The following is an 11,256-nucleotide window of genomic DNA, read 5'->3' on the forward strand; positions in this document are numbered from 1 at the left end:
CATCGGATTGACGCCTGTTTGTCCTGGCAGTTTAGTAGTTAAAAAGAATGCTTACTTATAAATCAAACCCCGATTAAAAGATTTTTTGGTCATCCTGCGGTTGTTTTTTCTGCCACTCATGATAGAAATGGGAGATGATTGTCTTTACCACCGCATATGCAGGAATGATGAACAACAGTCCGATAAAGCCCGCGATGCTGCCGGCAGCCAAAATCAATGTAATAATCGTCAGGGGGTGAAGCGACAAAACTTTTCCCATGACGTTCGGTGAAATCAAGTTGCTTTCAATTTGCTGGGCAATCACCATCACCAGTATCGCCCAGACAGCCATCATCGGGTCCTGGAAGAAGGCGACCAATACAGCGGGGATGGCCGATAAAAAGGGACCGACGAACGGGATGAAATTCATGATCAATCCAAACAACGCCAAGGTGAGTGAATATGGAAGATGGATGATCAAATAACCGATATAAAGCATGAAGCCGACACACACACTGACAATGAACTGTCCTTGGATGAAAGAAGCAAGTGTATGGTTGATACTGTCGGCCAAACGCCTGAAGCTGTCTGCTTTCTTTGTGCTTAAGAATTGGGAAATGAATGGTACAAACTTGTGCCCATCTTTCAGCATGAAAAACAGGAAGAACGGTATCAGTACAAAGGCGAACAAGAACCCGAACAACTGTCCGAGAAAATCAATCAAAAAACCGACGAAATTTTGTGCATAATCATTTAAATTGTTGGTGATGTTTTCGATCGTGGAGTCTATTTGACTCGGAATCATATCTTGATTGTCCCGCCAGTTATCTATCAATTTTTCGCCGCTCTCCACCATTTTCGGTATGTTGTCAGTAAGTCTGGTAAATTGCTCTTGCACAATCGGCGCAATAAAGTTGGATGTTAAGTAAATGACGCCGATGATGAGCAGGAATACGATGATGATTGCCAGAATTCTATGTATTCGCATTTGCTCCAGTCTGCGTACCACAGGCATTGTAATGTAATAAAGTAGTCCAGCTCCGATAATCGGGACAGCAATGGAAAGTAGATAAGCCCCTACGGGCGCAAAGATGAACTTGGTAATCGAAATCAAGTAAACAAGCATGAAGATCAGGATAGCTACAATCAAACCCTGAACCCATTTTTTCTGGAAAATTGACAAGTGGGACCACAACCTTATAAATAGTGTTTTTTTCCATTATATAATAAATTGTAGAAAGAAAAGAGAGAACTGAATAAAATTTACTAGATTTGTTCAGAATCATTACAATCCGTAAAAATAGAAAATTGATTTTCTCATGACAGTCTCTTGTCCTATCTTTCAGGATGTCCCGAAAAAGAATGAATAAACCTTTCGGATACCGGGTATGTTCTTTATGGATAAATAGAGGAAATCTATATTTTATGGTAAGCTTTTTTTAGTAATGGGTATTTATCTGAAGGAGGATATTTATGTCTTGGAGAACTACATATAATAAATGGTCGACTTTTCCCGAACTCGACCCCGCTTTAAAAAAACAATTAGAAGAAATACAGGGTTCAGAGAAAGAGCTGGAGGATGCTTTTTATAAAGAGCTGACTTTCGGCACCGGCGGCATGCGCGGCATGCTGGGTCCAGGTACAAACCGGATGAATATTTATACGATTCGCAAGGCGGTGGAAGGTCTTGCCAACTATATAAAAGAAAATGTCGCGGACTATGCTGATCGCGGAGTGGCTATTGCCTATGACTCACGGTATAAGTCCCAGGAATTTGCTGTCGAATCTGCCAGAGTTCTCGGAGCGCACGGCATTAAAGCATACGTGTATGAATCGCTCCGTCCGACACCGGTGCTATCTTTTGCCGTACGGCATTTACAGGCGGCTGCCGGTATCATGATAACGGCCAGTCACAACCCGCCGGAATACAATGGCTTTAAAGTATATAACGAAGATGGCGGCCAGATGCCTCCTGCCGAAGCGGCAGAAGTGATTGCCAATGTTCAGAATGTCGACAATGAACTCGAAATCCCGGTAGCCGGCCAGCAGGAAATAGAGGAGCAAGGATTGCTTAACTGGATCGGGAAGGAAGTAGATGCTGCCTATTTAGAGCAACTGAAAACTATCTCCCGTATGAGTCCGGAGGAACAGGATAACGACAATTCTCTGCAAATTGTGTTTACACCGCTGCACGGCACCGCACATGATATGGTGCTGAATGGACTGCAGCAACTAGGCTTTGAACACGTCCACGTCGTGGAAGAGCAAGCGAAACCAGATCCTGAATTTTCCACCGTCGATTCTCCAAATCCGGAAGAGCATCAAGCGTTCACGCTGGCAATTCAGCAGGGAAAGCAGCGGGATGCCGATATCCTTGTCGGAACCGACCCCGATGCAGACAGGCTGGGTGTGGCCGTCAAAGATGGCAGCGGTTCTTATCAAGTGCTGACTGGAAATCAACTCGGTACATTGATGCTCGATTACTTGCTTTCGCATACAAGCGAAGCTGACAGACAGAATGGCAAAATGATCAAAACGATTGTCACCACGGAGTTAGGCAGGACAGTAGCCAGTCATTATGGTGTGGAAACAATCGATACATTGACAGGCTTCAAATATATTGGTGAAAAAATCAAAGGATTTGAATCGACAGATGAATCGTTTTTATTTGGCTATGAAGAAAGTTATGGCTACTTGATCGGCGATTTCGTCCGGGACAAAGATGCGGTTCAATCCACTATGATCGCTTGCGAAATGGCCAGCTATTGGAAGCAGAAAGGCAAAACATTGCTGGAGGCATTGGAAGGGCTCTATGAGCAGCACGGTTTCTATTTCGAGGATATGTCCTCCCTGACATTGAAAGGGAAAGATGGAGCCGAGCAAATCGCCGCCATTATGGAGGACATCAGAGAAAACCCTCTTACAGAAATCGGAGGTCTGGGAGTCATTGCAACCGAAGACTATCAAACATCGGAACGCCGGTATATACAAACGGGTAAGACAGAGCAAATCGATCTTCCGGCAGAGAATGTCGTGAAGTACCTGCTGGATAAAGACGGCTGGGTATGTCTCCGTCCTTCTGGTACAGAGCCGAAAATCAAGTGCTACTTTGGTGTGTCCAGTTCAAGCAGGCAAGATAGCCAGCAGCTATTGGAACAGCTGAAACAGCAAATGAAAGAACGAATCGACGCGGTGATCCAAGCGTAAAGTCATGTATAAGGCAGACTATTCCAGGCAACGATAAAATTGTGTCCTGGAGGGCATTCCCGCCAAAGTTGGCCAGTTTCTGATAAATTTGTTGACTTTGCTGATGGGAATGTTATGATATAACCATCTAAAGGGGAGTAGCTGTACAATTTAAGTCGTCATTTCGAGAGTCAATCTCCGGCTTAATTGGCAACCATCGTTGTTAGCGAGACCTTTACCACCAGGGTAAAGGTCTCTTTTTATGGTCTTTACCGGGTCACGGTGGAGGCCGTTTTTATTTGGGCCAAAAAAGCAAACACAGGAGGAGTTGTTTTAACATTGGATCTTCAATTACTGATTGAATATGGTTGGGTACTTATTGTTTTAGTAGGACTGGAAGGTATTTTGGCTGCAGATAATGCGCTCGTACTGGCAATCATGGTCAAGCATTTACCAGACGAAAAACGAAAAAAAGCATTGTTCTATGGTTTGGCAGGTGCATTCGTCCTTCGTTTTGGTTCGTTGTTCATCATTTCGTTTCTGGTCGACGTATGGCAAGTACAAGCAATTGGGGCTGCCTACTTATTGTTCATAGCTATCAAGCACTTATATGATAAGCTTTCAAAACGTGGAAACGAAGAGGAGGAAGTTGCAGCAGAGGCAAAAGGAAGTGGATTCTGGACGACGGTCCTTAAAGTGGAAATTGCCGACCTCGCTTTCGCTGTGGACTCGATTCTTGCCGCAGTAGCACTAGCGGTGGCACTGCCTCCTACCGATCTCCCGAATGTCGGAAGTCTGGATGGTGCTCAGTTCGGTGTCGTATTCGCTGGTGGTATGATTGGATTGATTATCATGCGGTTTGCCGCAAATTTGTTTGTGAAACTGTTGCATGATCGTCCTGGTTTGGAGATTGCCGCCTTTATCATTGTCGGCTGGGTAGGCGTCAAGCTTCTGATTACTGTACTTGCTCATGATGCCATTCATGTGTTGCCGCATGACTTTGCCCACTCTACCATCTGGAAATTGATTTTCTACGGTGTACTTGTTGCCATTGCTGCCGCCGGCTGGTTTTTATCCAGCAACAAGGAAACCGAAAAACAAGCATAAACGTCAGATAAAGCTTGGACAAAAGCATAGGGCTCAATGCAAAAACCGAGCGATGATTCGATTACCATAAACATTCGGACTCGTTCGGTTTTTCTTTTCCGGATTTTTCTATCGAATTAAACTGGGTAAATCATAAACCGTCCTTGCCTATCCCAACGATGGGGCTAGTATCGAATTCGGTAAAGCCCTTCGCTTTAAGCGGGCATGGCTTCGAAAGCACAGTATCTTGCCGCAGTGATAAGAGCACTCATACACAATAGGATGAAAGGAAATCTACCTAATAAGAAAGAGTCACTTTCACTCGCTGTCCTTTCGGCAATGAATGAAATATGCTTCTAGTCTGTTGTTGTTCGGTTTATCAGTAGAATGATAAGTTGCTCAATGTCTTTTAGAAGAGCGAATAGGCATTTTATTTCCACATGATGTAGGAGGCGCCTTACAATAAGGACAGACTCCGCAATAGAAAGGAAGTTTGTGATGGCAACGCACTCTTTTCATTTGAAGGCAGACTGGCCGGGGGGAAGGAACACGGTCGGCCGCATAGAAGCAGGCAACCTGAAAACCGAGATATCCATTCCCCCGGAAATGGATGGTCCGGGGGTGGGGACCAATCCGGACGAGATGTTATTGGGAGCTGCAGCGACTTGTTATATCATTACACTCGGCGCTATGATTGAGCGAGCAGGTCTTCCCCTTGAGCATATGGATCTAAACTCAGAGGGTATTGTGGATGTGACGAAAGGGGTTTTCACTTATAAGAAAATCATCCATCGTCCGTCCGTTGTTCTGAAACAAGGAAGCTCGGAAACGGAATTATCCAAAACCAAACAACTAGTCGAGAAGGCGGAGCAGTCTTGTATGATTTCCCGGGCAGTAATGGGAAATGTAGAATTACAGTTGGAACCGGATGTGTCCATTGCTCCTTGACGCAAGAAAAGTGAAAACAGTGTTTCCGTGGAATGCTCAGGCAGCTTTTGCCTGGGCTTTTTTCCTGGACAGAACGGATTCCTTTTAAGCAGGTGCGCAAATAAATCTACAACGAAAAGCTTTTACATGCTTCCCCGGGAGCGGTTTGGTTGTTTCATGAACAACCATCAAATAAAAAACAATCATAAAACGAAACCATTACTATTTACAAAGCGTAATCATTACGATATAATTCTTTAGGTGCTATACTCAATTTATATGATCGGGGAGGAAGATGATGATTAAAAAGATACTATTCGGTATGCTGTTTTTCATTCTGCTTCTGGCTGGATGTGGAACATCATCCGTCCAACAGAAAGATGATGGAAAGGAAAAGTTGACAATATACACAACCGTGTTTCCTTTACAAGACTTCGCTGAGAAAATCGGCGGGGATTATGTGGAAGTAGAATCGATTCTTCCTGCAGGAGCAGATGCCCATACTTTTGAACCGACCTCGAACACGTTGGTCGACATTGCCGAGTCCGATGCTTTCATTTACATAGGCGCCGGAATGGAATCCTATGCGGACACGATTTCCGAAGCGGTTGAATCGGAGGATGTCTCTTTGGTTGAAGCCACTGACGGTGTTTCTTTGCTTGCTTCTACTCATGAACATGACCATGGAGAGGAGGCAGGCCATGACCATGACGGGGAAGAAACACACGACCATGAGCACGAGGGAGAAGAAGCCGGGGAACAGGAGGGAGAAACCGCAGAAGCTGGGGAAACGGAGCACGACCACGGGGATTATGATCCCCATGTATGGCTTGATCCTGTCCGTTCAATAGACCTGGCTGAAAACATTAAAGACAGTCTGGTTGACTTGATGCCGGATCACCGACAAGCATTCGAAGACAACTATGCAGATTTGGAAAAGAAACTCCGCGAGTTAGACCAATCTTTCCATCAGACGGTGGAAAAAGGGAAGAAACGGGAGATTCTCGTTTCACATGCCGCTTTTGGATACTGGGAAGATGCTTATGGTCTTGAGCAAATTGCTGTATCTGGTTTATCGACTGCGCAGGAGCCGTCCCAAAAACAATTGGAATCGATTATCGAAGAGTCTGAGGAGCATGATTTGCAATATATTCTCTTTGAGCAGAATGTGACCCCGCGAGTCGCAGAGGTAGTGCAAAAAGAAATTGGTGCTGAAACACTCCGTGTTCATAATTTGGCCGTGCTCACCGAAGAAGACGTTGAAAATCAAGAAGACTATTTCAGTTTGATGGAAAAAAATCTGGACACGATAAAAACGGCGATCCAATAAATACCACGAAGATTCCATTCGCTCCATCGGTCTTCGGCTCGCGTTGTTCCCGCAGGCGTCGCCACCGATCGCTCATCGCGGGAGCAACAGAGATCAACCCCAAAAGAGTGATTTTCTTGAGTAAATCAATGAAAATCACTCTTTTTTTGTACAAGGAAATGAATCGATGAAACGGAGGGGCTCGATGCTAGTCCGTCCATTATCCATGAATGTAAGTCAGTACGAAGGGCTATACGATAGGGTGGTCCCTGAGGGCAATCTTTTACGGAAACCAATGAGCTGGTAGACTTTTCCTCGGTTTATGACGAACTTGCTTGAAGAGACGATTATGGAGGGCACTGTAACATGACGATTGTAAGATATGCCCTTGGAAAGCAAGGGAGAAGATTCGCCAGCAGCCCGCAAAAAGCGTAGAATTTTTTGTGGTTGCTTATAAGTTATCTTTTAAAGAGGTGAAAAAAACGATCGAATTTTTCAAATTGTCTACTATCTTTGCTTCGAGATTTGTGGAATAATGGAAGAAAAAGTGAAGGGAAGTTTTAGGATGGGTAATCATGCAGATGCATTGAAAAAGTATGCCAGATTGGCGATTCAGACGGGCGTCAATCTGCAGAAAGGACAAGGACTGATCATCAATGCTCCTGTGGAAGCTGCCGAATTCACAAGAATGGTAGTAAAAGAAGCATACCAGGCAGGGGCTAAAAATGTCCATTTGGAATGGAACGATGAAACACTTACTTATTTAAAAATGAAAAACGCTCCGATGGAAGTTTTAGAAAATTATCCGAAATGGAAAGCTCGAGGTTTGGAGGAAATGGTCAAGGATGGTTACGCGCTACTTACCATTTATGGAGAAAACCCCGACTTACTGAAAGATATCGACGGCAAGCGAATCGCGGCAGCCAATAAGGCGGGCGGTGAAGCACTGAGCGAATATCGCGACTATATCATGAATGACAAGGTGTGCTGGTCGATTGTCGGGTATCCGACGGCCGCATGGTCGAAGAAAGTGTTTCCGGATCTTCCTATAGAAGAGGCCCAGGAGAAGTTATGGGAAAAAATCTTCAGTATCACCCGCGTAGATCAGGAAGATCCTGTAAAAGCCTGGGCGGACCACAACGAAACGCTGCGCAAAGCACGTGAGTATTTGAATGAAAAACAATACAAGCAGCTCATCTATCGGGCAGAAGGTACGGATTTGACCATCGATCTTCCGGAAAACCACATTTGGCATGGCGGATCGGCTGAATCGGAGGGAGGGGTCGAGTTCAATCCCAATATGCCTACGGAGGAAGTGTTCACCATGCCGCACAAGTACGGGGTGAACGGAACAGTGAAGAGCACCAAGCCTTTGAGCTACGGCGGAAATTTGATTGAAAACTTTTCGTTGACCTTTGAGGAGGGAAAAGTTGTCTCGTTTTCCGCGGAAAAAGGAGAAGAAACGTTGCAGCACCTGCTTGATACGGATGAAGGCTCACGCCGATTGGGAGAAGTCGCCTTGGTTCCTGACGAATCGCCGATATCCCAATCCAAAATCATCTTTTTCAATACCTTGTTTGATGAGAATGCATCCTGCCATTTGGCGTTAGGTAAAGCATATCCTACCAATATTGAGAATGGTCCTGGAATGGACAAGCAACAAATGGACGAGCACGGAGTCAATGACAGTCTGAACCACGAAGATTTCATGATGGGTTCTGCTCAGCTGGACATTGACGGTGTAGCGAAGGATGGTACCAAAGAACCGGTATTCCGTAACGGGAGCTGGGCTATTTCTTTCTCCTGAACTTAACTGCTGTCGCTGATGAATTGTTTTAAGTGTGTTAAATCCTGGCTGTCTCTTGTCTGGTTATAACCGACAAAGGGACAGCCTTTTTCTTGTACCCGACGGACGGCATTTTCCAGTGTGAATTGCTCAGGGGACAATCGTTCGTTGACTTCTTCCCAAAATAAAGGGGCGGACACAGTGGCGTTTTCGTTTCTTCTCGGTGAATAAGGAGCGATCAAGGTTTTGTCTCTTCCGTGCTGTACATAGTCGACATAAAGTTTGTTTCCCCGATTTTTCTTCAGCCGTTCGATTGTGAATAAATCATCATGCTGCTTGACTAAAAGCATGGCCAATGCCTGCGTGAAAGTGGCAGTCTCGTTGTAAGTAAGACTTTTTGCAGGAATGGGGATGTAAACTTGCATCCCTTTATTTCCCGATGTTTTTACAAAGGATTGCAGCAAAAGCTGATCAAGCATTTTTTTCAACAACTGTGCAGCATAAACAGCAAGGCGGAATTCTCCAATCGATGGCGGATCTAAGTCAAAGACAATTTCAATGGGGTCAGTCCCTCCCATATATTGAAAGGGGACGTGATACTCCATGGCGCCATGATTGCCAAGCCAGACTAGCGATTCTGCTGTACCGCAATGAAGCAGGGTCTCTTCACCGCTTTTGTCTCCTGCCAGAAATGCCGGCGCATAATCTGGTAAATGCTTTTGAAAGAAGGATTCCCCATCGACTCCTTCGGGGCAGCGGATGACGGTCAGTGCTTTGTTTTTCAAGAATGGCAGCATATATGGGGAAATTTCCCGTAGATACTGAACCAAATCCCCTTTTACAAGCTTTTTCTTCGGATAAAAGGTCTTTTCCTGATTGCTCAAGTCGATTGAAGCAGGTAGCATGGCCAGTCCTTGTCTTGCCTGCTGCCATGTACATTGTTCGGGCTGCAGATCAAGACGGAACCGGCGAAAAACCGGTTCGCGCAGTTCTCCGTCCTGAATATCAAGACAGTTGATATCCACACAAATCGCAGGGGGCAGTTTGATCACATCAACTGTCTTTTCTCCTTTGGAATTGGCCAATTTTTTCAGCATCGCCAGAGATTCCCCCTCCAGTCCATGCTTGAATTTCCCGATTGAGACAAGGGCATCCTCATGATATACAGCGGCGTCAAAATATCCATTGGAAGGAGTGTAGCCGGTAATGATACAGCTAATGACCCGCCAATTTTTCACCTTCAGCCAGTCACGGTGATTTTTTCCGGAAACATATCGGCTTTCACGCCGTTTCACCACCATGCCTTCACCACGGTGTTCTTTAACTTTTTCCCACAGGACTTCCCAGTCATCGAAACTTTCTATGTATCCTAGCCGTTTGACCCAATCAACCGGCCGACTTATTTGCAGCTGGTTAAGTAAATCGGCTAGTTTTCCTTTTCGTTCCTGATACTGGAGCGGGCTTAAATCCTTGTCAGCCAGTGTCAGTAAATCAAAACAAAGGAAATGGGCAGGACGTGCTTTGGCCGCTTTTTCGATGGTTTCTTTTGTTTTAAAGCGTCCCCGCTGCTGGATCAGCGGAAAATTCGCCTGGTAGGGAGTGTTGAGTATGACAATTTCTCCATCCAGCTTCAACGGCAGAAATGCAGCCACCCGCGACTGCTCCTCTCGGCAAAATGCAAGAATTTCCGGGAAGTTGCTGCTTAAATTCTTTCCATTGCGGCTGATCACATCGATGCTGTCTTTTTTCCAATCAAGCACCGCTCTGAATCCATCGTATTTCGTTTCAAACACCCATTCTTTCCCTTTTGGTATCGCTTCATTGGCAATTGGCTGCATGAGCTTCATCATTTTAACTTCCTTTATGCAGTGATCGTTATGGTAAATAGTCTTTTCCTTTTCCATGGGTGCTAGTCATAAAACGTGTTTTTTTCGACAAAATAAGCTTAAGTCTTATAGCTCAAGAAGTAGGAGCAAGAAAGGAGGATAAACATGCATACGATGTGGAAAGGGACAATCAGCTTCGGACTGGTCAACATTCCGGTGAAGCTGCATGCCGCAACAGAAAACAAAGACGTTAAATTGCGTCAACTGCATAAAGAATGTCAGTCACCGATCAAGTATCAAAAGGTTTGTCCAGTTTGCGAAAGGGAAGTGGAGTCGGAGGAAATTGTCAAAGCTTTCGAATATGCAAAAAACAAATTCGTCGTGCTGACTGACGAGGAGATGGCAGAATTGCAGGAGGAGCACACGGATAAAGCAGTAGAGATCGTCGATTTTGTACAGCTGGAAGAAATCGATCCGATTTACTTTGAAAAAAGCTATTATTTATCGCCGAATGAAGGTGGGGGAAAAGCGTACACCCTTCTAAGACAAGCCTTGGCGGACAGCGGGAAAATAGGTGTGGCCAAGATGGTGATCCGCTCGAAAGAACAGTTGGCAGCCATCAGAGTATACGAAAATACACTGGTCGTGGAAACCATTCATTACCCGGACGAAGTAAGAGACGTGAAAGAAGTACCGAATGTCCCTGAAGATGCCAAAGCAGATCCGAAAGAACTGGATACGGCAAAAATGTTGATTGATCAGCTGACCAGTGAATTCGATCCGGAAAAGTACAAAGACAATTACCGGACGGCTCTACTTGATTTAATCGAAGAGAAGAAGAACGCCGACGAAACAGCGACCGCTCAAGATAAGCCAGTTCCTGACAATGTGCATAACTTGATGGAAGCGCTCGAAGCTTCATTGGATAGAGCGAAAAACGATAAACCAGAAAAACCGGCCGCAAAGAAAAAAACGACCAGCCCGAAAAAACCAAAAAAGAAAATGAAAAGAAATGCATAGGAGGGTCAGTCCCACTAGCGTTGCATTAATGGGTTATCTTTACTTTAATGAAAGAATATGTAATCTGTTTACAAAAATAAAAATTGCTCCTATTGTAGAAGAAGACCTAACTAGTTCCCAAATCTTCTACAAAGGAG

8 protein-coding genes are annotated in these 11,256 nt (G+C 44.9%); 6 read left to right on the forward strand and 2 right to left on the reverse strand.

Features of this window, described 5'->3' with window-relative positions:
- Positions 1-73: 73 nt before the first annotated feature.
- Entirely contained in the window at positions 74-1,162 is a 1,089-nt protein-coding gene (locus ABVF09_RS08105) for an AI-2E family transporter (RefSeq protein ID WP_321172285.1), read from the reverse strand.
- Positions 1,163-1,452: 290 nt separating this feature from the next.
- Between ABVF09_RS08105 and ABVF09_RS08110 the strand changes: the two genes are divergently transcribed.
- From ABVF09_RS08110 to ABVF09_RS08130, 5 genes are all read left to right on the forward strand, one after another.
- Entirely contained in the window at positions 1,453-3,186 is a 1,734-nt protein-coding gene (locus tag ABVF09_RS08110; protein ID WP_026570848.1) for a phospho-sugar mutase, read from the forward strand.
- Between the two features lie 318 nt (positions 3,187-3,504).
- Positions 3,505-4,272, forward strand: coding sequence for a TerC family protein (locus tag ABVF09_RS08115; protein ID WP_371068949.1), 768 nt, complete (start codon positions 3,505-3,507; stop codon positions 4,270-4,272).
- Positions 4,273-4,749: 477 nt separating this feature from the next.
- Complete coding sequence (locus ABVF09_RS08120; RefSeq protein ID WP_026570846.1) at positions 4,750-5,199, forward strand: OsmC family protein; 450 nt, start codon at positions 4,750-4,752, stop codon at positions 5,197-5,199.
- Positions 5,200-5,476: 277 nt separating this feature from the next.
- A complete protein-coding gene (locus tag ABVF09_RS08125; protein WP_235162482.1) occupies positions 5,477-6,508 on the forward strand; it encodes a metal ABC transporter solute-binding protein, Zn/Mn family in 1,032 nt (343 codons plus the stop codon).
- A 544-nt stretch (positions 6,509-7,052) separates the two neighbouring features.
- Entirely contained in the window at positions 7,053-8,294 is a 1,242-nt protein-coding gene (locus tag ABVF09_RS08130) for an aminopeptidase (RefSeq protein ID WP_026771913.1), read from the forward strand.
- 2 nt (positions 8,295-8,296) lie between these two features.
- Here ABVF09_RS08130 and ABVF09_RS08135 read toward each other — a convergent pair whose 3' ends face one another.
- Positions 8,297-10,120: a DNA ligase D gene (locus ABVF09_RS08135; protein ID WP_371068950.1), complete on the reverse strand. Its 1,824-nt coding sequence runs from the start codon at positions 10,118-10,120 to the stop codon at positions 8,297-8,299.
- 144 nt (positions 10,121-10,264) lie between these two features.
- Between ABVF09_RS08135 and ku the strand changes: the two genes are divergently transcribed.
- Positions 10,265-11,119, forward strand: coding sequence for a non-homologous end joining protein Ku (ku, locus tag ABVF09_RS08140; protein ID WP_026570842.1), 855 nt, complete (start codon positions 10,265-10,267; stop codon positions 11,117-11,119).
- Positions 11,120-11,256 lie beyond the last annotated feature (137 nt).

Source organism: Sediminibacillus sp. JSM 1682029 (genome assembly GCF_041366435.1).
In the GTDB taxonomy this organism is placed as follows: Bacteria; Bacillota; Bacilli; order Bacillales; family Amphibacillaceae; genus Sediminibacillus; species Sediminibacillus terrae.